21 protein-coding genes and 1 pseudogene are annotated in these 21,292 nt (G+C 39.8%); all 22 read right to left on the bottom strand.

What is annotated here, in order from left to right:
* Positions 1-3 precede the first annotated feature (3 nt).
* The gene (locus D172_RS21585) at positions 4-750 is read right to left on the bottom strand and encodes a hypothetical protein (RefSeq protein WP_007378769.1); all 747 of its coding nucleotides are present in this window, start codon (positions 748-750) and stop codon (positions 4-6) included.
* A 68-nt stretch (positions 751-818) separates the two neighbouring features.
* Positions 819-989 (bottom strand): hypothetical protein, encoded by a 171-nt coding sequence (locus tag D172_RS21590; RefSeq protein ID WP_007378770.1) that lies wholly within the window; start codon positions 987-989, stop codon positions 819-821.
* A 120-nt stretch (positions 990-1,109) separates the two neighbouring features.
* Positions 1,110-1,388: a hypothetical protein gene (locus D172_RS12315; RefSeq protein ID WP_007378771.1), complete on the bottom strand. Its 279-nt coding sequence runs from the start codon at positions 1,386-1,388 to the stop codon at positions 1,110-1,112.
* Positions 1,389-1,883: 495 nt separating this feature from the next.
* Positions 1,884-3,094 (bottom strand): annotated as a pseudogene (locus D172_RS21300) (IS4 family transposase).
* 117 nt (positions 3,095-3,211) lie between these two features.
* Complete coding sequence (locus D172_RS12335) at positions 3,212-3,427, bottom strand: TIGR02450 family Trp-rich protein (protein WP_007378775.1); 216 nt, start codon at positions 3,425-3,427, stop codon at positions 3,212-3,214.
* A 31-nt stretch (positions 3,428-3,458) separates the two neighbouring features.
* Complete coding sequence (locus tag D172_RS12340; protein ID WP_007377509.1) at positions 3,459-4,427, bottom strand: IS30 family transposase; 969 nt, start codon at positions 4,425-4,427, stop codon at positions 3,459-3,461.
* A gap of 168 nt (positions 4,428-4,595) precedes the next feature.
* A complete protein-coding gene (locus tag D172_RS12345; RefSeq protein WP_007378488.1) occupies positions 4,596-4,949 on the bottom strand; it encodes a cupredoxin domain-containing protein in 354 nt (117 codons plus the stop codon).
* A 20-nt stretch (positions 4,950-4,969) separates the two neighbouring features.
* Positions 4,970-7,216 carry a heavy metal translocating P-type ATPase gene (locus D172_RS12350; RefSeq protein ID WP_007378489.1) on the bottom strand — a complete coding sequence of 749 codons (2,247 nt, stop codon included), beginning with the start codon at positions 7,214-7,216 and terminating at the stop codon, positions 4,970-4,972.
* Positions 7,206-7,649, bottom strand: coding sequence for a MerR family transcriptional regulator (locus D172_RS12355; RefSeq protein WP_007378490.1), 444 nt, complete (start codon positions 7,647-7,649; stop codon positions 7,206-7,208). Before D172_RS12355 ends, D172_RS12350 begins: the two co-directional genes overlap by 11 nt.
* 215 nt (positions 7,650-7,864) lie before the next feature.
* Positions 7,865-8,362, bottom strand: a complete 498-nt coding sequence (locus D172_RS12360) for a DUF2059 domain-containing protein (protein ID WP_007378491.1) — start codon at positions 8,360-8,362, stop codon at positions 7,865-7,867.
* Between the two features lie 129 nt (positions 8,363-8,491).
* Complete coding sequence (locus tag D172_RS12365) at positions 8,492-8,824, bottom strand: Na+/H+ antiporter subunit G (protein ID WP_007378492.1); 333 nt, start codon at positions 8,822-8,824, stop codon at positions 8,492-8,494.
* Positions 8,825-8,833: 9 nt separating this feature from the next.
* The gene (locus D172_RS12370) at positions 8,834-9,103 is read right to left on the bottom strand and encodes a K+/H+ antiporter subunit F (protein WP_007378493.1); all 270 of its coding nucleotides are present in this window, start codon (positions 9,101-9,103) and stop codon (positions 8,834-8,836) included.
* On the bottom strand, positions 9,097-9,633 hold the full coding sequence (locus tag D172_RS12375; RefSeq protein WP_007378494.1) for a Na+/H+ antiporter subunit E: 537 nt from the start codon (positions 9,631-9,633) through the stop codon (positions 9,097-9,099). Before D172_RS12375 ends, D172_RS12370 begins: the two co-directional genes overlap by 7 nt.
* On the bottom strand, positions 9,633-11,150 hold the full coding sequence (locus tag D172_RS12380) for a monovalent cation/H+ antiporter subunit D (protein ID WP_007378495.1): 1,518 nt from the start codon (positions 11,148-11,150) through the stop codon (positions 9,633-9,635). Before D172_RS12380 ends, D172_RS12375 begins: the two co-directional genes overlap by 1 nt.
* Positions 11,147-11,500, bottom strand: coding sequence for a Na+/H+ antiporter subunit C (locus D172_RS12385; RefSeq protein ID WP_007378496.1), 354 nt, complete (start codon positions 11,498-11,500; stop codon positions 11,147-11,149). The genes D172_RS12380 and D172_RS12385 overlap by 4 nt, the downstream gene beginning before the upstream one ends.
* Positions 11,500-14,292 (bottom strand): monovalent cation/H+ antiporter subunit A, encoded by a 2,793-nt coding sequence (locus D172_RS12390; protein WP_007378497.1) that lies wholly within the window; start codon positions 14,290-14,292, stop codon positions 11,500-11,502. The genes D172_RS12385 and D172_RS12390 overlap by 1 nt, the downstream gene beginning before the upstream one ends.
* A gap of 216 nt (positions 14,293-14,508) precedes the next feature.
* The gene (locus D172_RS12395; RefSeq protein ID WP_007378498.1) at positions 14,509-15,660 is read right to left on the bottom strand and encodes a hypothetical protein; all 1,152 of its coding nucleotides are present in this window, start codon (positions 15,658-15,660) and stop codon (positions 14,509-14,511) included.
* 10 nt (positions 15,661-15,670) lie between these two features.
* On the bottom strand, positions 15,671-16,549 hold the full coding sequence (gene nlpI / locus D172_RS12400) for a lipoprotein NlpI (RefSeq protein ID WP_007378499.1): 879 nt from the start codon (positions 16,547-16,549) through the stop codon (positions 15,671-15,673).
* Positions 16,550-16,830: 281 nt separating this feature from the next.
* Positions 16,831-18,957 (bottom strand): polyribonucleotide nucleotidyltransferase, encoded by a 2,127-nt coding sequence (gene pnp / locus D172_RS12405; protein WP_007378500.1) that lies wholly within the window; start codon positions 18,955-18,957, stop codon positions 16,831-16,833.
* A 395-nt stretch (positions 18,958-19,352) separates the two neighbouring features.
* Positions 19,353-19,622, bottom strand: coding sequence for a 30S ribosomal protein S15 (rpsO, locus tag D172_RS12410; protein WP_002958490.1), 270 nt, complete (start codon positions 19,620-19,622; stop codon positions 19,353-19,355).
* 154 nt (positions 19,623-19,776) lie between these two features.
* Entirely contained in the window at positions 19,777-20,736 is a 960-nt protein-coding gene (truB, locus tag D172_RS12415; RefSeq protein WP_007378501.1) for a tRNA pseudouridine(55) synthase TruB, read from the bottom strand.
* The gene (gene rbfA, locus D172_RS12420; protein WP_007378502.1) at positions 20,720-21,205 is read right to left on the bottom strand and encodes a 30S ribosome-binding factor RbfA; all 486 of its coding nucleotides are present in this window, start codon (positions 21,203-21,205) and stop codon (positions 20,720-20,722) included. The genes truB and rbfA overlap by 17 nt, the downstream gene beginning before the upstream one ends.
* Positions 21,206-21,292 lie beyond the last annotated feature (87 nt).

Here is a 21,292-nt window from a genome sequence, read left to right on the forward strand (position 1 = left end):
TCCTTATACTGGACGTTGACCTTGTCTAACGTTAATCGTACTCAATTGGCCGCCTGAATCACCCGGTGCACCTGATTGACCGACATTACCGGCGTTACCACCCGTGCCGTTTGAACCACCTGGACTACCACCTTTACCTGCACTACCGCCTGCGCCACCTACACCACCGCTCCCCCCATTACCTGGTTGGCTTTTGACTTGTACAGGAACGAATTCACTGTTTTGACTTTTTTCACCGTAGGTGATGTCAACATTACTGCCGTTGCCTCCATCACCGCCTTTACCGCCGTTACCGCCACTACCGCCACTACCGCCGCTACCGCCTGAATAGCCACCTCTTGAATAAGCCCCGCTACTAGAACCATTACCACCAGCACCACCAGCTCCACCGCCGCCGCCATTGCCGCCTACTCCACCATCACCACCATTACCGCCCGCACCTGCTACAAATACTGTGCCAGTCAATTGAGCAACGTAGATTTTTGCTGGTAACACATTATCACCATCAGCACCTTGCGATGCCAACCCACCGCTACCACCGTCGGTACCATTTGAACCATTAGAACCATCGTCACAACCGCTGGCCCAATTACAACTGGCATTTTGACCTGTCGCCCCTTCTTGACCAGTTTGGCCTGTTAAACCATTAGTACCGCTTTTTCCGTTATCTGCAAAAACAGTAATGTCAGGTGTAGATTGTCCATTAGCTAATGCTTCTGAGATTAAATTGTTATGTGCTTCAATATCCATTGAATTTCTCTCAATATTGTTTGGTTGATTTCAAATAATTTGACGCGTGTGAACGCATGAATACCCAGTTACTGCTTTACCAGGTGTTCAATTATGACCTGTGCAGCCGTTTGGATTGCGAGTTGACCACCCTGTTCTATAGTGACTGTACCAAAGTTGCGATCATTATCTGTAACAGGATAAATATCACCAGCCTTTACTGTGATATCTTTTTGTTCAGTATTCGTATCGTTTGTCATCGTACTTTCCTTTCTACTTTGTGTTTATGTTTGGCTTTAAAGTTAAGCCTCCTAAAGGTGTCGACCTATGACTTAATCGACACCAATTCGAATACATATTTTCCAATCGAAAGCTGTAAACTAGTGATGTTGGCAGTGCTCGATTGACTCTTGAATGCCATCCCAAATAGCACTTGTCGGAACAAGCATCGGCTTTTTTATTATGGTGTATTGAATCGACTCTTTGTCTGGCATGTAATTGAAGCCGAGTACCACTTTCCCAACAACCGAGTCTGTTGTAGCTGTGCCTTGAAGTGCATCAGCGGGTTCATAAACAGTACTGTGCTCTTGTTCGCTCGTACGTTTAACACAAGACCATACTGCTTGGGTGACGCCGCCAAATGTCCGTTTTTTAGTCATTTCAATCTCCTTGTTTATATGAATTTTTATGTGTAAATACGCGAACAAGTGAAAAATCAGGGCCACTTGTTTTGTTAAAAACAACAATAGCATAGAATTTTATTGCAAGTTATTACACGTTATTACAGCGTTTTTGGAAGAGATCGCGACGTTTCATACCCATATAAATATGTGGAAATGTTCTAAGTGTTTGAAGGATAATGTGGTTCGCATCCAAACCACCTCAATATGCGAGCGTCGTTTGAATTAAAAGCAATTTAGGCATGTAGATAATGGTTATTCTCTTGTTAAAGTCAGTCTTTTATGAAAGTAACGCAGTATAAATCATTTAAACCAGCCCTTTGGACTGGCTTTACACAGGTATTTACTCTTCGCGTTGTTATTATTAAAAGGGACTACCATTGTTACAAAGTAACGACTTGATATTAAGTCCCTCTAAAACGCTGAATTCTGCACCTTGACGTGGTTTGGGTACTGAGGGATCCCCACGAATATTTATTCATGTAATCCCTCCATATTGACTGTTAAATTTGAGAGTTCGGACAATACATAAATGTACTCTTCTAATGGTATGAAATACCTATCGTCATCAATGATTTCACGCGCAATCATTATTATTGATAATACCATTCGCGCTTTTTGTGTATTCGCTTGCAATGAATAGTGGAGCTTTTTCATGACTGCGGCACACCCTATGCACCATAATAAATATAAAATAAGCGCCGCTATAAGCAGTAAATTATCAAATCGGTTAACACTTCGGGAGTTAGCGCACTCCAAACCAATCCCTAATTTATTATTTTTTGTATCTCTAAAATTTTCTTCTATTTGCATACTTTGGCTATAAAGGTTTACTGATTTTTTTGTACTCTTCATAAATTTACAGGCAAGTTGAACACCAGTAACCACGGCTCTTTCGCATCTTTTTGATGAATTTTATCTGTTGTTCTTTGTGACGTCCCGCCTCGTTTTTTCTTCGCTTTTCGGCCTTTTGGCGTTCGCTTATAAATTGCCGCATTGCACGGGAACTTTGCCGTTTTACCATAATAAATTGAGCCAAGGTTATCAGCCTTACCAATACGCGCATCGGCAAACCATTGATAACTGGTTTTCCATTCTTGTTTATCTTGGGAGAGAGATACTCGCCCCCCTTACTCTCCCTATCCAATACCAATTTTTTCTTCTACTATTTTAAACCATGGAGCACGATAGATAGCATCTGACACAATGATTGGCATACATCCTTCAGGTAATATTTGTTCGAGCGTGTCTAAAAATGCTTGATGTGCTTTATTGGTATTCAGTTCGCTCTCAGGATGAATTTTTTCATAGAGCGTTAAGCTTCTCCCATTCATTGGAATACTGGCGCGCAATACTTGAAACATCCCTTGTCCATTAATAGGTGACCAATCGACTAATATGATGGGGGACTTTTTATTTCCAATTAACTGCGCTGACATATAGTCATGAAAGAAAAGACGCTCGCTGTGTAAGAGCGTGTTACCGATTAAGCGGTCATCGCGTTTAATATCATTTTTCTTTGTTGTTTTTGATAGGCTTTTCAATCCCCTACCTAAATATGTTACAGACACACGTTGATCATAAATACCAGAGTCAATGAAGGTAAATAACGTGTTTAATCGAGTAGAGTGAATTTCAGAGTAGGCAGCAGCGATATCATTCTGTATTATATTTGTGATCTTCATGGCTATTGTTTTAAGTTGTTTTTGGCGAAGTAATTTGATCACAATTAGTCATGAAGGTCGGATCCCCTTTACTCATCTTTTTTAAATTCATTTCGTGGGGATTCGTCAGGATTTAAACTACTTCCAACCTTGTAGCCACTTTTGGTTATCTTTTAAATCTCGCCAACTAATTGGATATTGATTTTTTGACATAACAGCCTCGGTAATACATTCAATTACGTTGCCATCTTCATCAAACTCCACCTCAACAATAATGAAGTGTTTTTCTTTATTTATAGCAGGTGTTGCGGTCCATTTACTATTCAATAATTTTTTAGGGCTTAATTTATTCATTTCGCGGATTCAAATCTGAAGTGCATAACGTTTAGGCGGCTTTAGCCGCCAAATGATCTTGCATCAATTTTGCAGGCGTTTCAAATCCAAGTGTCTTTCTCGGACGATTATTAAGTTGCTCAAGTACTGGTATAACTTGCGCTGGTGTTACCGCCTTAAAATCTGTGCTCTTCGGCCAATACTGGCGTAGTAATCCATTCGTGTTTTCATTCAATCCGCGCTCCCATGAGTGATAAGGATGAGCAAAATAAACAGGAACACTTAATGCCTTTGTGATTTGCTCATGATAAGCGAACTCTTTTCCATTGTCAGCCGTGATGGTATGAAGCGCTGACCTATATGGTCTTAATAGTTCTATCGTCGCCGCAGTGACGGCTTGTGCTGTTTTGCCTGCCACCTGAGTTGATACAGTGAATTGGGTGACCCGCTCTACAATGGTAACAAGGGCGCCTCGATGACCTTTACCTATGACGGTATCTATTTCCCAATCTCCGATACGGCCTTTCTCATCAACTATTTGTGGACGTTCTTCAATGCTAACGCGATTTTTTATTTGCCCTCGGTTTGTCTTACCATGACTGCGCTTGTGATATTTCTTACCGTGTCGGCGCAGATGTAGGTATAACTCACCACCTGCTTTTTTATCTTCCCAGATATATAGATAAATGCATTCATGACTGACAGATTGTTTATTTTCCTTGCGCAACCATCCCGTTATTTGTTCAGGACTCCACTTCTCATTAAGCTTCTGGGTAATTAAAGCCATCATTTCAAGTGTCATCTTAAGTGGTTTTCTTGCACTTCTTCGGCGAGACAAAGCCCGCTCATGAGCTTGTTTGTATCTGTAACCTCGCTTGCCTGTATTTCTAGCAAGCTCTCTTGAAATCGTAGATTGCGATAAATTAGTTAGCTCAGCAATACTTTGTTGCGTAAAACCGCTTTTCTTTAGAACAGCGATCTGGCATCTTTGCTCATAGGTCAGTTGTTTGTAATGTCTCATTGTAAAATCTCTTGCCGGAGAAAAAGCAGTTAGCTTATGAGCAACTGACCACTTAATCTAGTCAAAACAAGTTATGCACTTACAATTTGAATCTAGGTTTAATATAGCGACTCTTACTCGTAACTTATATAAGGCAACTATACGACCCCAACACCTACTTAGTTCAGGTTACTGAGCAACTAGCTTGCCCTTATACATTTGCATTTGGCAATGAAAGTCATATTCACCGGCTTCAAGCGCAGGTAGTTTAACTGTATTGCCATCACCCATTGCCAGCGTTTTACTTATATCAAGCTGTGGAAATACCACGGTTTCGGCGCATGGCGCGCTGTCTTTTCTATCAAAGGTAAGTACAACTTCTTTGTTAGCTGCCACTTTAATGTGTCCTGGCTTATAAACACCGTTATCAACGACTATCGTTACTTTGTTGTCATCACTTTGTGTTTGCTCTGGTTTGTATAGCCAAAACCAATAAATAATTGCGGCTATTAACAGTGCACCGCCTATATTAATCATCAACATAATGTACTCCTTAGCTTAAATTACGATTTATTTGGTTTGAAAAAACGTAAGCGATTAGCGTTACTTACCACTGTAAGCGATGAAAGTGCCATAGCTGCACCTGCAACAACAGGGTTAAGTAGTATTCCAAAAAATGGATACAACACGCCAGCTGCAATCGGAATACCCGCCACGTTATAAATAAAGGCACCAAATAGGTTTTGTTTAATATTTGAAATAGTTGCATTACTCACTGCAATTGCATCAGCAAGGCCATGTAACGAACCACGCATTAAGGTAATGTCTGCACTTTCTATTGCAACATCGGTACCTGTACCAATTGCAAACCCTACATCCGCTTGCGCAAGTGCGGGGGCATCGTTAATACCGTCACCTGTCATACCCACTATTTCACCGTTAGCTTGGCGTTTTGTTACTTCGTTTACTTTGTCATCGGGCATTACTTCTGCAATAAAGTCATCAATACCGACTTGCTTAGCAACGGCTTGTGCAGTGGCTTTGTTGTCACCTGTTAGCATAACTAGGTGGATACCTTTATCTTGCAGGCGTTTAATAGCTTCAACTGAATCCTCTTTGATAGGATCCGCTACTGCAATAATAGCGTGGAGCTTATTATTGCTTGCAAAATACATGGGCGTTTTAGCATCACTGGCAAGTGCTTGAGCTTGCTCGGTTGCATCATCAACGGCCACGTTGTATTTATCCATTAGCGCTTTATTACCAAACAACAATGTTTGCCCGTCAACACTGCCAGTGACACCTTTACCTGTCATTGCGTTAAAGTCAGCTACTTTGCTTAAAGCTAAGCCCTGCTTTTGAGCATATGCCGTAATTGCTTGGGCCAGTGGGTGCTCTGAGCTACTTTCAAGGCTTGCAACACGTTGCATTACTGTATTTTCATCACTGTTATTAAAGGTAACTACATCGGTAACTTGCGGTGTGCCTTGAGTAATAGTGCCTGTTTTATCTAAAATCATGGTGGTGATTTTAGATGTTGTTTGCAGCGACTCACCATTTCGAATTAATATTCCTGACTCTGCAGCTTTACCAATACCCACCATAACCGACATAGGGGTTGCGAGTCCTAGCGCACAAGGACACGCAATAATAAGTACGGTGGTAACCGCAACAACGGCATAAGCAATTGATGGCTCAGGTCCGAAGTTTAACCATGCAAGGCCTGCAAGTACTGCAATAATCATGACTGTTGGTACAAATATTCCAGATATAACATCAGCTAAGCGCCCTATTGATGGCTTTGAGTTTTGTGCACGCTTAACCATATTGATAATATTGGCAAGTGTGGTTTCGCTACCAATGTACGTGGCTTTAAATAATAAAGTGCCACTTTTATTAATACTTCCGGCAACGACTTTATCGCCCGTTTTTTTGCGGACGGCCATTGGCTCACCAGTAAGCATTGACTCATCAACCGTACTGCTGCCTTCAATAACATCGCCATCCACAGGGATTTTTTCACCCAGGCGTATGCGTACTTCATCATTTTTTACAACATCACTAATGTCGATGTCTTGCTCTTGCCCATCGCGAATTACGCGTGCAGTTTTTGGTTGCAGGCCAATTAAGCGTTTAATTGCTTGTGAGGTGCGCCCACGTGCTTTTACTTCAAAAGCGAGCCCTAAACTAATTAAACCGATGATCATCGACGATGCTTCAAAATATACGTGTCTTGCGACTTGTGGTAATAAGTTTGGTGCTATTACTACAAACATTGAATACAACCACGCAGTACCTGTACCAAGCGCTATTAATGTATCCATGTTGGCAGCATGGTTTTTGAATGCCTGCCATGCACCGTTGTAAAATTGTTTACCTGATATAGCCATAACCACAAGCGTGACTATACCCACTAAAAACCAGGCTATTCGTTGTGTGTCGGTGGTCACACTCATGTCAAAAATAAGCCCGTATATCATTAACGGCGCACCGACCCCTAACGCTAATATCATATTACGCATCAGCTTTTTATAATGTGCCTCATCCGACTTTGCTTTTTCATCAAGTGCATCTTGATCAGACTCATTACTCATTGGCTTAGCTGAATAACCAATGTTTTCGACTGCTTTAATAAGCGTGCTTTCACAAGCTTTACCTTCTACACGTACTGTACGCTGTGCAAAGTTCATTTCCACGTTTTGCGCGCCTTGCACGCTATTAAGGGCTTTTTCAATTTTAGCCACACAACTGCCGCAATTAGCGCCTTCAATAATAAAGTTTTGCGCGGTGTCTTTTGTATTAGTCGTCATTACGCTGCTCCTTATTTGCAGAATCGTTTATTGGATCAACAAAAGATTCTATTAAACTACACACGTCACTGGCATTTGCACCATCGGCTGATGTATCCCATTGATCCAGAGCTGCATGCATCCTGTTTCGTAGTTTTAATGTTTCTTGAAATAGTGCTTCGGTTTCTTCTAGGCGTTTAGTAATGAGTTTTCGCGTTAACGGACAAGGACAATTCCCTTGCTCTGACTCGCCTATAATGTGTTGAATATCTTTGAGTGAAAAACCAAGTTGACGCGCACTAATAATAAACTTTAAACGTTGCTGGTCTTGCTTTGTATATTCTTGATAGCCATTTTCTTCACTGCGTATTGGGTTAAGTAACCCAATACGTGTGTAATGACGAACAGTATCGGCAGTCACGCCCATTAATTTGGCAAGTTGTTTAACATACATAATTTAGCCCCGTGGAATTTCAATAGATCAATAATAAACCTATGTGCAACACACAGGTCAATAGAGAGGAGCATTAAAGCATAATTTAAATTTACTGAAACTGATTTAGCGAAAAAGTGAAAGCGCTCTGGCTAGAGCGCTTAAATAAGAGAGATAAAAGTATTGAATCTATTGTTCTTTAAAGGTTAAATTTAACCAGCAAATATCAGCAGTCTCTAGTTAGCATGCTCGCGTGAGGCTTTTAGCTCTTCGCTTAGCTTGCCTGCTATATCTTGAATTTTTGGTATAGCATCTTTCATTAAGCTTTGTGACATTTGCATAGACTCTTGCATTACAACAGGCATTTTTTCAAGTATTTTTTGCCCTGTATCTGTTTTATAAAACGCTAACATATCAGCAATTTCTTGCTCACTAAAATGTTTGTCGTACACGCTAATCATCATTGGCTGCATTTTAGCCCAGCTCATTTCGGTTTTTAATACCGTTGTCATGTCGCCGTAGTATTTATCAAAAATAGCCTGTTCAGAAGGCTTAACGCCCATTTGGTCTGACATGCCTTTCATCATACCTTCAACCTGGCCGTACATAGAATCAACCATTGCATCCATGTTCATTACATTAATGAGTTCATCTATTTTTTGCTGCTTAGAATTTTGTTCAGCATACAAACTACTAGAAAAAATCAGTAATGATAAAAGTAGTACCTTACCCATAATAATATCCTTTATATAAATAATGGACTTATGGTCACATGAATAATTTGTATTGTAAAGGGTACAAGCAATCATTAAAAAGGCCGAGTAAAATAAATTTATTCGGCCTTTTATAAATATATTTTTATGCTAATCGTCTTCTACATTATCTAGGCCTTTAGTGCCTTCTTTGGCTTTTAGCTTATGATGGATAGCAGACTTTATTAACATGTAGCCACTAATAGGTGCCGTAATTAGTAAAAATATAGTAATGAGTATTTCTTTAACACTTAGGCCATGCCCTGAATTTGCAAAATAAACCATAGCAGCAATTAACATACTCGCCATGCCCAACGTGGTTGCTTTAGTTGGTCCATGCAAACGCATAAAAAAGTCAGGTAGTTTAATTAAGCCTATTGAGCCAATTAAAATAAACGTACCACCAAATAACAATAATATTGATACAACCCATTCGCTGATCATGTTTTCACCTTATTCAATTATATCGCCACGTAGTAAATACTTACACACTGCAACTGTACTTATAAAACCGAGCATAGCAATAAGCAGTGCAGCTTCAAAATAAAGCCCTGTATCCATACTAATACTGTATAAAATAATCAGTGCGATGACGTTAATGTACATAGTATCGAGCGCTAAAACACGGTCAGGCACTGACGGACCGATGATCAATCGCCATAAATTAAGTAATAATGATAAGCCAATCATCGAAAAAACAATGAGTAATACAGTATCTAACATTGAAATATCTCCTTTAGTGGAGCTTCGTAGCGTTGTTTTATTTGTTTGATAAGTGCTTTTTCATCTTTAAGATCAAGCACATGTATTAATAAGTAGCGTTGCGTTGGCTCTTCACCCTCAAGTAACGATTCAGCAATTGGGTAAACCTCTGCACTCACAGTACCAGGTGTAAGCGATACACAACTGGCCAATATAGTAATTGGCATATCATGGGTTAAATCTATCGGTACTTTTATAAAGGCCGGACGCAAATTTTTAGATGGCCCAAGTATAAGTAAAGCCACTTGTAAATTTGCTACAACAATATCGTACAGCACAATAAGCAACTGCTTGAGAGCCAAGCCCGGCTTTAAAATTAGCGGCTGAGGCTCGCGAAGCGAAAAACTTAATATCGGGATAAGTATTGCAAAAATAGTCGCTAATACTAAGTGCCCTACCGACACGCTATTATTTAACAATAGCCAAACCATAAACAAAAATAAGCTACGAAATGGCGTTGGTAACCAACGAAAACGGGCTTGTAATCTCATCACATGCCTCCTTTAAGTACAGCATTAATGCCGCCGCTTATGTCATGTAACTGCACAGCAGCACCCAACATATATTCACTAATAGGCCCGCCAAAAATTACTAATAATGGTGAACACGCAAGTAAACCTATAATTACAATTACTTGCAATGGGTTCGCATTTACACACTCAGCATTTTCGCTATTTTTACTTTTATGCTCCCAGAACAAGGTTGTGCCAGCGCGCGAAAGCGCTACTAACAACGCAAAACTTGTTACTAAATATACTGGCCAAAATAGTAAAGCTTGCTCACTGTTTAATGTCGCTTTAAGTATCCAAATTTTACCTACAAAGCCTGATAGTGGCGGCATACCAACTACCGTTAAAGCCGCAATAATAAAGCACACACCTAATAAAAATGGCTGTTTAACAGAGCGACCCGCCACAAGCCTATCGCCAACTTTACCGCGCTGGATTGAAACTAAGTCTGCTAGTAAAAATAGTGCGGCACTAACAAGTGTTGAATGCACTAAATAATATAAAAGTGCAGCAGTGGCATTTACATTTTGTAATGCGATTAACGCAACCAACGTACCTACCGATACTAATACTAAGTTAGCCGTTAATTTACGTAAATCTTGCGCTGCAATAACACCAATGGCCCCCACTATAATGGTGGCAATTGCTAAACCCCAAAGCCAAGGCTGCGCCATGTGTTCAAGCGCTCCTGCTTGTTCGCCAAATATCACCGTGTAAACTCTAAGCATGGCGTAAACGCCTACTTTGGTCATAATCGAAAACAATGCAGCAACCACAGGTTTAGCACTTGCATACGTATTTGGAAGCCATAAATGCAGAGGTAATAGTGCGCCCTTTAAAGCAAATACAATGAGCAATAATAAACCACCGGCTTTTGCTAGGTATACATCATCGCCCGAAAGCTGTGATACTTTTTGCGCCATATCTGCAATATTGAGCGTACCAAGTACACCGTACAAAATACCCAAACCGATTAAAAATACGCTTGAGCCAACTAAATTTAATATTACATATTGCAGCGCAGCACGGGTGTTTTGTTTATCACCTGCGTGCATTAACAATGCATATGATGCAATCAGTAATACTTCAAAAAATACAAATAGGTTAAATAAATCGCCAGTTAAAAACGCGCCATTTACACCCAATATTAAAAAATGAACAAGTGGATGATAAAAGCTGCCTTTTTCATCATCGCCAGCACTACCATATAAAATAGCGCCCAAACCTAAAAGTGAAGTTAACGTAACCAATAAAGTTGACAACATATCGGCTACTAAGACGATTCCAAATGGTGCAGACCAATTACCAATAGCGTAAACGTTAATACCCGTATTATTAATATGTACAAGTAAAAATACACTAATAGCAAAAGTAGCTATTGCCATTACAATTGAAACTAAGCGGCGAATTTTGACGCTTTTACCACATGGTGGCAGTAATAAAATAACGGCCGTAAGCATAGGTAATAAAATGGGGAGCGAAGCTAAATGTTGGATCATTTTTGCTCCTTGTTATCTGCTGAGGTATTAGGCACATAACCATCAACATGGTCGCTACCTAAATCGGCGCGTCCACGTATTGCCAAAATAACCACGAATGTGGTCATCGCAAAACCAATAACAATAGCTGTAAGCACTAAAGCTTGAGGTAGAGGATCGGCGTATTCTGTACCAGTACCAAGCACTACCGCTTTATTAATAGTAAGACGACCTGCTGAAAACAAAAATAAATTAACAGCATATGAAATCATAGTAAGCCCAAGTACTACAGGGAACGTACGAGCTCTTAGCAGTAAAAACACACCGCAACTGACCAATACTCCAACGCAAGATGCGTACAATAATTCCATTAAATATTTACCTCTTTTTTCTGGGTATCTGCCGTCATATTACCTAAGCTTGCTAAAATCATTAGCGTAGCGCCTACAACCGTTAAGTAAACACCTAGGTCAAATGCAATCGCGCTGGCAAGCTCTGTTTTACCGACAAACGGAATATCAAAGTAGTCAAACCAAGTTGTTAAAAATGGCTTATCAAAGAACCAGCTACCCACACCTGTAAACAGTGAAATACCAATGCCTGAAGCTATGATTTTACGATAATTAACATCAAAACGTTCGTTTATCCATGCCGTACCATGCGCCATATATTGTAAAATAAACGCGATTGACGTTACCAGTCCTGCAATAAAGCCACCACCAGGTAAGTTATGCCCTCGTAAGAAAATATACGCCGACACCAACAACGCAAGCGGTAATAAACTTTGTGAAATACTCGCCAATAATATTGGATGACGTTCTTTAGCCCATGGGCGGCCTTCGCTGTCACTTGCAGGCATAAATAATGGAATTCGAGAAAGTACTTTAAATATACCTAATGCGGCAATGCCTAATACGGTAATTTCTCCAAGCGTATCAAAGCCCCTAAAGTCGACCAAAATAACGTTAACTACATTAGTACCACCGCCACCAATTTTAGCGTTAGCAATAAAGAAGTCTGAGATTGAATCTAATGGGCGTGTGAGTAACGCGTAACAAATACTTGCTATAACTACACCTAACGTAGAGGCTATTGCTAAATCTCGAAGTACACGTAATGAACTTGATTCTTTTGGCGTATGTTGGGGCAAGAAAAACAATGCCAGCATAAGTAAAATAATAGTAACCACTTCAACGGTTAGCTGCGTAAGCGCTAAATCTGGAGCAGAAAAACGTGTAAATACAACCGACACCATTAACCCCACAATTGAGAGCATTAACAACGATACCATTCGAGAGCGATGCCAAATAACGGTGGCAAGAGCACCAATAATCAATAAGCCTGCACCAATTGCATTGTGCACATCAACAGGCGTAAGTGGCATGCTACCGGCAAGTTGTTGCATTTCAAATAATGGCCAACCTGCACACAGTAATACTACCGCTAACATAATTACAAGGTAGCGCTGCAGCGATCCATTTTCTGTACTGCTTACCTTTGACTGACACCAAGCAATAACGCTTAATATTACACGTTCAAACGTTTTTTTAGCGTTTAGAGGTGGTAACGATGCTTGAAATTGAAATAGATATTTACGATTAACATAAATAAATAAGCCGCCAACAACAGCCATTGCACTCATAAGTAAAGGTAAGTTAAATCCATGCCAAATAGCTAATTCGTAATGTGGCATCTTTTGCCCTAATACAGCTAAGGATGCCGCAGATAAGATGCCATCAATTGCAAAGTGCGGAAACATCCCTACTAATAAACAAATGACAACGAGTATCTCTATTGGTACACGCATATAACGTGGTGGTTCATGAGGTATTCGTGGTAAATTAATTGGATCACCGTTAAAAAACACATCGTGAATAAAGCGTGCGGAATACGCAACCGCAAATGCGCCTGCAACAGTTGCCAGTACTGGTATTAGCCACGACATAGAACCAAGTACTTGCTGATGCAGCGTTTCTGCAAAAAACATTTCTTTAGATAAAAACCCATTAAGTAATGGTACACCCGCCATTGCAGCCGCCGCGACCATCGCAAGCGTTGCAGTGTATGGTAAGTATCGCCACATACCATTTAATTTACGCATATCGCGCGTGCCTGTTTCGTGATCAATAATACCAACGGCCATAAATAACGACGCTTTAAACGTGGCATGGTTAATGATGTGGAATATTGCCGCAACAGTTGCAAGCTCAGTATCAAGCCCGAGTAACAGCGTTATTAAACCCAAATGGCTTATTGTTGAATAGGCTAACAAGCCTTTTAAGTCATGTTTGAATAATGCTATATAAGCACCAAACAACAGCGTAGCTAAACCCGTTAACCCAACGAGCAAGAACCACGTATCGGTGCCGGCTAAAGCAGGGTGAAAACGTGCTAACAAAAATATGCCGGCTTTTACCATAGTTGCAGAATGTAAATACGCGCTCACTGGCGTAGGTGCAGCCATTGCATGAGGAAGCCAAAAATGAAATGGAAATTGTGCCGATTTAGTAAATGCACCCAATAGCACCAATACCAATGCTACTTCGTATAAATCGTGAGATTGAATTATTGCTTTACTCGCTAGAATAACATCTAAGTCATAACTACCAACAATATCACTCAATAACATTAAGCCAGCAAGTAATGCTAAACCGCCAGCACCAGTCACAGCAAGCGCCATGCGCGCTCCCTTGCGTGCTTCGGACTTATGCCACCAAAAGCTAATTAATAAAAATGAGCTGATGCTGGTTAATTCCCAAAACAACCACAGTTGAATGACGTTGTTAGACATAACAATACCAAGCATTGCAGTCATAAATAGCATTAAGTAACTATATAACTTGGCCATTGAATCGTTAGCGCTTAGGTAGTAACGCGTGTAGAGGATAACGAGCAAGCCTATGCCTAAAATCATAAACATAAACAATAAACTGAGGCCATCTAACCGCAGAGATAAATCGAGTCCTATTGACGGGATCCAAGCTAATGAATAACGAATGGTTTCGCCCGCTAAAACTGCAGGTGCATGGTATAGAGTAATCCCCAAAGCCGTCAAAGGCGCGAGAGCCGTTAAACTAGTGCTTAAATTGCGGGATAACTTACCTGTGCATGCAGAAATAACACTGCCAATTAAGGATAACAAGGGTATCCAGAGCAAAGTCATAATGTAGGGCCTTTTATAATCATAAGTTTATCAGGGCGTCACTCTTTTAGGATTAAGTGATGCTTTTACTGCCTGTTTTTTAACGACATTAATAGTTATAGTTATACTGAAAAACACTAATTTTGTCTATATAAAGCGGGGTTATATGAATGTTTTCAAAACAAAAACTAACAATTTTTTCAAGCTAAAAAATCAATATAGCATTGCTGACGATTGTTAATTTAATATAGCCTTATTTATAGACGTAAGCTCATCTGAGTGACGGTAGAAGTCCCCCTTAGTCATATCTAAATACTTCAACCAAAGTTCCCTGTATTGCGTTGAGAGCCCTAATTGTTGATACTGCATAATAGACCACTTTTCACTTGGCTTATAAGCTATACCTCCTTGTTGACAACTTTCACTTTTATGCCAACCTTCTGGTGCAGGTTCACCATGTGTAATATATAAATTTGGTGCTACAAACCCACTTTGTGCGCACAACCATGCTTGTTTTGATATAGGCAAAGTATACTCATCCTCAAAACGGTTAAAGTGCATAAGTTCGTGTAAAAATATACTGTAGTTTGCCTGTGAGTTAATAAGCATTTTGCCTTTACTGACATTTGCAGTGCCATGCTTTGGCATCATTACTAAAAAATCATAATTGCTAAGAAGCTCATTTTTAAATCTAGAGGCCTGCCAATCACATTGCGCAGCATTATTGATATTACTCTTACAATTGAGCGCAGTCGCAACATAAACGGGCTTTGAAAAACAAAATATATTTTCGCGTGGCTCTGGCTGCCGATTGTATGTAGTTATAAAGTCACCTAATTTATATAAACCATTTCGGTGATCGCTCATTACAATTACATTAAACATACAGTGCTTTTTAGGCTCATCAATATCCTCTAAAAAAGAAAAGCCCAAATTTTGTATAAATTCACGCGGTATATTATTTTCCGCTATAGATAAATGCAACCTGAGGTGATTAAAAACATCCCCTTCTGGTAACTGCTTTATATCGGCTAAAAGCTTTAAATCATCCCAACGTGATTGAGCTAATAACTGAACAGCTAACTCTTTACGCTCAATTGCATTTAATTTATTTATACCTGCCAACCAAAATTGTTTAGCCGTATCACTGTCGTTATTATTTAAAAGTCTTATTGAATAAGCATATTGTGCAGAGGGAATGTGATTTCTAGCCAATATAGCAAGGGAGGTATCTGGTAGTTGCGGTAAATGAACCGCAAAATAATTAGGGAAGCGTCTATAGACTTTTAACACACTGGCCTTTGTGTTCAAAACATGCCAAAAGCCAATCGCGTCAAGGTGATTACCTGAGCCTGTTATTAAAAGGCTACACAGTAATACACCTGCCAATTTTAATGCCTTAACTTGCGTCGTCACCAGCCATTAACTCAAGTTCTAAACGTGCATATTTATACTCAATAAACTCATGTACATTAGTTGCTAGAGCTAATCTAAAATAATCAGCGGCTAAGTATTTATCACCAGCAGCCTGATGCAATTTAGCTAAGTAAAAATAAGCTTCACATAAACGCTGAGCATATTCTTGTTCCGACTTAACACCCTCACTAATGCCAGATAAAAAAGCATGCTCGCTCATATCACCTGCAAAAAGCGAAATTAGTTGAAACGCCCATTGTGAATCGTCAAGTGCTGTTGCATTCGTTTTAAGTTCAACAAGAGCTTGCTCCTTATTTACCTTGGCATCTGCTAAATAAACCCATAATACACGATAAGGGTCATTTGGAGAGCGGGCTAAAAATGCACTAAAATCGGTTTTAGCAATACCAGACCTATCACCATAATAAAGTGCAATACCTCGATTTAAATAAGCATATTCATGATCTTCATCAAGCTCAAGGGCCGAATCGAAAAATTCATAAGCTTTTTCATATTGTTGCATTAACGTATGTTGAATACCCAAAAAATTATATACTTCAGCTAAATCAGGCTTAAGTTTTACAGCGCGGTTAAAATCAATACGCGACAGCGTAGTCATGCCTAAGCTATCAAATAACACACCACGGTCATAATATAACTTCGCTTGTTGATCAGGGCTTAAATCTGCTCTATTCAATAACTCTGAGTAGCGTGCAATAGCAATTTCACTTCTAAAGTCAGAGGCTAAAGGTGCAGTAAATGGCACATTAACAATCGGGGTTGGTTCTGATTCTGTTGTAGTTTGGCAAGCGCTTAAAGACAAAATAGCGAAAGATGCCAAAGCTAAATGTTTGAGTATCATTAAAATCCTTAATACCAAGATAGGTAGCAATATGACAGACGATGTCTCAATAGGTTCATAGCAATTGATGAACTATTATTGCTCTAGGTAAACTGCTCAGTAATTAGGTAAAATTATGTTGTGAGTTTGTCACTTTTAAATTTGAACACTATTTATGAGTAATTTAGCTTCCTTGAATAATCTTTGTTTAAATTTAATTAGCCTCATTAAAGCATAAAAAAAGGGGCTAAACAGCCCCTCTTTTATATTATCCAGTAAATATCTGGATGAAGTATTAGCAATTACGCGTCAGTTGGCGCGTCAGCTGCAGGTGCTGCTGATTCCATTGCTTCTTTAATACTTAGACGTACACGGCCTTGGCGATCTACTTCTAGTACTTTAACTTTAACTTCTTGACCTTCAGAAAGGTGATCAGCCACGTTATTAACGCGCTCAGTACTAATTTGAGAAATATGTACTAGACCATCTTTACCAGGAAGAATGTTTACAAACGCACCGAAGTCTACGATACGTACAACTTTACCTTCGTAGATAGTACCTACTTCAAGTTCAGCTGTTAATTGCTCAATACGGCTAATCGCATTAGCTGCACTTTCGCCATCTGTAGCGGCAATTTTAATTGTACCGTCGTCACCGATTTCAATCGTTGTGCCAGTTTCTTCAGTAAGCTGACGAATAGTTGCGCCACCTTTACCAATAACTTCAGCGATTTTCTTCTGTGGGATTTTCATTGTGTATATGCGAGGAGCAAACATTGATAGCTCTTCAGAAGGAGCCGAAATCGCTTCATCCATCACTTCTAAGATATGTAAACGTGCAGCTTTTGCTTGTTTAAGCGCAATTTGCATGATTTCTTGAGTGATACCTTCGATTTTGATATCCATTTGAAGTGCAGTAATACCCGCAGCAGTACCGGCAACTTTAAAGTCCATGTCACCTAAGTGATCTTCATCACCTAAAATGTCAGAAAGAACAACGAATTTTTCGTCTTCTTTAACTAGACCCATCGCAATACCGGCAACAGATGCTTTAATTGGTACACCCGCGTTCATAAGTGCTAGTGAAGTACCACAAACAGACGCCATTGAAGAAGAACCGTTTGATTCAGTAATTTCAGATACTACACGGATTGAGTAAGGGAACTCAGTAAGTGTAGGCATTACAGCTGAAATACCACGCTTAGCAAGGTTACCATGGCCGATTTCACGACGCTTAGGAGAACCAACAAAACCAGTTTCACCTACACAGAATGGAGGGAAGTTGTAGTTAAGCATAAAGTGGTTTTTATGAGTACCCGTTAAATCGTCGATTAACTGTGAATCACGTTCTGTACCAAGTGTCGCTGTTACTAACGCTTGAGTTTCGCCACGTGTAAAGATAGCAGAACCGTGAGTACGCGGTAATACGCCAGTCATTACGTCTAGTGCACGAATCATATCTGGTTCACGACCATCGATACGTTTTTCGCCAGCAGCGATACGGCCACGAACGATTTTCTTCTCAAGTGAACCGAAGATTTTGCCAATTTCTTGCTTGTCTAAAGACTCGCCTTCAGCAAGTTCAGCTGTTAATACTGCAACAACTTCATCCTTCGCTTCGCCAAGTGCTTCTTTACGCGCTACTTTATCAGTGATTAAGTAAGCTGCGCCTACCTTATCAGCAGCGATAGTTGCTACTTTATCTTCAAGTGCAACATTTTTCTCAGGTGCAGTCCAATCCCAAGTAGGCTTGCCTGCTTGCGCTTTAAATTCTTCGATTGCAGTGATGATCGCTTGAGATTGCTCATGACCATATACAACAGCACCAAGCATTACGTCTTCAGCAAGTACGTTAGCTTCTGATTCAACCATAAGTACCGCTTTATCAGTACCGGCTACCACTAAATCAAGTTGGCTTTCTTCAAGCTCTTTTAATGTAGGGTTAAGTACATATTCGCCGTTGATGTAACCAACGCGAGCTGCACCAATTGGGCCACTGAACGGGATACCAGAGATAGCAAGTGCTGCTGAAGTACCAATCATCGCAACCATATCTGGTTGGATTTCAGGGTTAACAGAAACAACAGTTGCAATAACTTGTACTTCGTTTACAAAACCGCTTGGGAAAAGTGGACGAATTGGACGGTCAATAAGACGTGCAATAAGTGTTTCGCCATCGTTAGGACGACCTTCACGCTTTAAGAAACCACCTGGGATACGACCAGCAGCGTACATACGCTCTTGGTAGTTTACCGTTAATGGGAAAAAGTCTTGACCTGGTTGTGCTTCACGCTTACCTACAACAGTTACTAAAACTGAAGTATCGCCAATGCTTACTAGTACTGCGCCGTCGGCTTGACGAGCGATTGCACCAGTTTCTAGTGTCACTGTGTGTTGACCTAGTTGAAATTCTTTAATAATTGCTTGCACTTAAAATATTCCTTAAATGTATTCTAATAAGTTGTCATCAAAGTACCAATTACAGTACATAATTGTATTCAGTTGGAAATCAATTAAGTACTACAATTGGCAATGATGTGGATAAGCGTAGATAAACCTTTTTATCTACGCGCATAGTATATACCAAAGCTACTTCAAAATGCGAGTCTAGGGTGTGTTGTTCTTTGCGGATTGAAATTTGTTCAATCTAACTACTCGATTTCAGCTGGGCTTATTTAGCGGTTAAATACAATAGCTCTTGGTAAGGTATGAAATGGGGGTTTTATATTGCAATTCAATAGGTTTAAGAATTTTCTTAATTTAAAAACACAAATTTCAGGCACAAAAAAAGGAGCTAAAAAGCTCCTTTTTCTATAATCTAGTTCTTAGCGACGTAGGCCAAGTTCTTTGATTAGTGCAGTATAACTAGTGATATCTTTACCTTTAAGGTAATCAAGTAGTTTACGGCGAGTGCTTACTTTACGAAGCAGACCACGACGTGAGTGGAAGTCATGCTTGTGATCAGCAAAGTGACCTTGAAGCTTGTTGATATCATAAGTAAGTAATGCTACTTGTACTTCTGATGAACCTGTATCGCCTTCTGCACGTGCAAATTTAGCAATGATATCGATTTTTTCTTGATTGCTTAGTGACATAGTAACTCCAAAAATTAAATTTAAAAAGGTGTCTTAGCCGATCACTAATTCAGCCAAAACGATTAAGCGGGCGTATTCTACCAACTGTGGGAATAACTACAAGTTAATTATCCCCATCTACAACTAATAAGCCACTACTGGGCACATTAGTTGCTTATTCCGGCTTTACGTAATCATCTTGCTGGCTAGCAAGACCACGTTTAACCTTTAAATGTCCATTTGAGTTGCGTTCACCAGTACCAATAAATATATTATCCGCAACAACTTTAATTGCACCATCAGGTAAAGCGATTGGTAATTCTACAGCTTGCCCGTGACTAAAAACTCCCCCTTGTTCTTTTGTGATTTCAACAACGGGTAAATCAGTTAAAGCAGTGTCTATAGGTAATAACAACGAGTCTAAATAAGTTGAAGGCGCAAGCTCTTCTTCTTTCGCTTTAGCAAGTAATGCTTCAATTTCATCAAGCGATACCATTTTATCTGCCGGATACTGACCAACAGCGGTTCTGTGGAGCATAATAACGTGTGCACCGCAGCCTAGGTTTTCGCCTAAATCGTCAACGATTGTACGAATGTACGTCCCTTTAGATACATGAGCCGTCATTTGTAATACGTTGTTTTGTTCATCAAATTCGTCAAACGATAAGCTAAACACGTTTATTTTTCTGCATTTGCGAGGTACTTCAATACCTTCGCGAGCGTACTTATATAACGGTCTACCTTGATACTTAAGTGCCGAGTACATTGACGGATATTGATCAGACTCACCAACAAAAGCAGCAATTTCTTTTGTTAGCTGTTCACGCGTTACGTTCACATCTTTAGTGCTAACAATTTCGCCATCAGAATCTGATGTTGTTGTACGCTCACCCAGTTGTGCACGAACGATATAGGTTTTATCTGTATCGAGTAAAAACTGCGTAAACTTAGTCGCTTCACCAAAACAAATTGGCAGCATACCTGTAGCAAGTGGATCTAAAGCACCTGTGTGCCCAGCTTTTTGCGCAAAATAAACACCTTTTGCTTGCTGTAATGCTTTATTTGATGAAATGCCTTGCGGTTTGTTTAACAACAAAATACCGTCAACTGCACGGCCTTTACTGCGCTTTGCCATCTGTATCAGTGCCTTCTTCGCTATCTGTATCGTCTACGTGCTCAGTACTTTCTTCGCTATCTAAAACTTCATCAGCATCAACACTTTCTACGTCTTCATCAACATGCTTTGCGTTATCTTCGCGGATAATAGAATCCACTAAATTAGAAATACGCATACCTTCCATTAATGAGTTATCAACAACAAACTTTAACTCAGGCATTATACGTGCACGAATACGCTTACCAAGTAACGAGCGAATATAACCCGTTGCTTCATTTAGTACTTTTGCGCTTTGCTTTGCTGCATCTTCATCTTGTGTGTTAAACACAGTAATGAAAATTTTGGCATAAGATAAATCGCGCGATACTTCTACCGCTGACACTGTCACCATACCTAAGCGTGGATCTTTAATTTCGCGTTGTAAAATTACAGCAATTTCTTTTTGGATTTGCTGTGCAACACGATCAGTGCGAGAAAATTCTCTCATTATACTTGTCCTAAAATAATAACTTATTGAAATTAAATAATAAGTTAACTAAATAATGGATATGCAAATGGGGGCTAAGCCCCCATT

This window comes from Pseudoalteromonas sp. Bsw20308, assembly GCF_000310105.2.
In the GTDB taxonomy this organism is placed as follows: Bacteria; Pseudomonadota; Gammaproteobacteria; order Enterobacterales; family Alteromonadaceae; genus Pseudoalteromonas; species Pseudoalteromonas fuliginea.

What these genes read in the sequence shown, in the direction of transcription:
- D172_RS21585 (WP_007378769.1), bottom strand. Translation starts at nt 750, where the DNA reads ATGGATATTGAAGCACATAACAATTTAATCTCAGAAGCATTAGCTAAT.
- D172_RS21590 (WP_007378770.1), bottom strand. Translation starts at nt 989, where the DNA reads ATGACAAACGATACGAATACTGAACAAAAAGATATCACAGTAAAGGCT.
- D172_RS12315 (WP_007378771.1), bottom strand. Translation starts at nt 1,388, where the DNA reads ATGACTAAAAAACGGACATTTGGCGGCGTCACCCAAGCAGTATGGTCT.
- D172_RS12335 (WP_007378775.1), bottom strand. Translation starts at nt 3,427, where the DNA reads ATGAATAAATTAAGCCCTAAAAAATTATTGAATAGTAAATGGACCGCA.
- D172_RS12340 (WP_007377509.1), bottom strand. Translation starts at nt 4,427, where the DNA reads ATGAGACATTACAAACAACTGACCTATGAGCAAAGATGCCAGATCGCT.
- D172_RS12345 (WP_007378488.1), bottom strand. Translation starts at nt 4,949, where the DNA reads ATGTTGATGATTAATATAGGCGGTGCACTGTTAATAGCCGCAATTATT.
- D172_RS12350 (WP_007378489.1), bottom strand. Translation starts at nt 7,216, where the DNA reads ATGACGACTAATACAAAAGACACCGCGCAAAACTTTATTATTGAAGGC.
- D172_RS12355 (WP_007378490.1), bottom strand. Translation starts at nt 7,649, where the DNA reads ATGTATGTTAAACAACTTGCCAAATTAATGGGCGTGACTGCCGATACT.
- D172_RS12360 (WP_007378491.1), bottom strand. Translation starts at nt 8,362, where the DNA reads ATGGGTAAGGTACTACTTTTATCATTACTGATTTTTTCTAGTAGTTTG.
- D172_RS12365 (WP_007378492.1), bottom strand. Translation starts at nt 8,824, where the DNA reads ATGATCAGCGAATGGGTTGTATCAATATTATTGTTATTTGGTGGTACG.
- D172_RS12370 (WP_007378493.1), bottom strand. Translation starts at nt 9,103, where the DNA reads ATGTTAGATACTGTATTACTCATTGTTTTTTCGATGATTGGCTTATCA.
- D172_RS12375 (WP_007378494.1), bottom strand. Translation starts at nt 9,633, where the DNA reads ATGAGATTACAAGCCCGTTTTCGTTGGTTACCAACGCCATTTCGTAGC.
- D172_RS12380 (WP_007378495.1), bottom strand. Translation starts at nt 11,150, where the DNA reads ATGATCCAACATTTAGCTTCGCTCCCCATTTTATTACCTATGCTTACG.
- D172_RS12385 (WP_007378496.1), bottom strand. Translation starts at nt 11,500, where the DNA reads ATGGAATTATTGTACGCATCTTGCGTTGGAGTATTGGTCAGTTGCGGT.
- D172_RS12390 (WP_007378497.1), bottom strand. Translation starts at nt 14,292, where the DNA reads ATGACTTTGCTCTGGATACCCTTGTTATCCTTAATTGGCAGTGTTATT.
- nlpI (WP_007378499.1), bottom strand. Translation starts at nt 16,549, where the DNA reads ATGATACTCAAACATTTAGCTTTGGCATCTTTCGCTATTTTGTCTTTA.
- rpsO (WP_002958490.1), bottom strand. Translation starts at nt 19,622, where the DNA reads ATGTCACTAAGCAATCAAGAAAAAATCGATATCATTGCTAAATTTGCA.
- truB (WP_007378501.1), bottom strand. Translation starts at nt 20,736, where the DNA reads ATGGCAAAGCGCAGTAAAGGCCGTGCAGTTGACGGTATTTTGTTGTTA.
- rbfA (WP_007378502.1), bottom strand. Translation starts at nt 21,205, where the DNA reads ATGAGAGAATTTTCTCGCACTGATCGTGTTGCACAGCAAATCCAAAAA.